1 pseudogene is annotated in these 211 nt (G+C 74.4%); it reads left to right on the top strand.

Annotated elements, in window-relative coordinates:
- Positions 1-211: pseudogene (locus L0U85_RS20290) on the top strand (phosphatidylinositol kinase); the annotation flags it as partial.

Below are 211 nucleotides of genomic sequence, written 5' to 3'. Positions count from 1 at the left end.
GGGACGGCTCCCCACGGCCTCCAACGGCACCTTCCTGTCCCGGCTCTGCCGCGCCGACGGCGACCTGCTGGCGGTCTACAAGCCGATCGCCGGGGAGCGTCCGCTGTGGGACTTCCCCGACCGCACCCTCGCGCTGCGCGAGGTCGCCGCCTACGAGCTGTCGAGCCGCTGCGGCTTCGACGTGGTGCCCTGCACCGCGCTGGTCGAGGGG

It is taken from the genome of Glycomyces sp. L485 (genome assembly GCF_022548875.1).
Classification (GTDB): Bacteria; Actinomycetota; Actinomycetes; order Mycobacteriales; family Micromonosporaceae; genus Glycomyces.
This window is presented reverse-complemented; position numbering and strand designations above follow the sequence as displayed.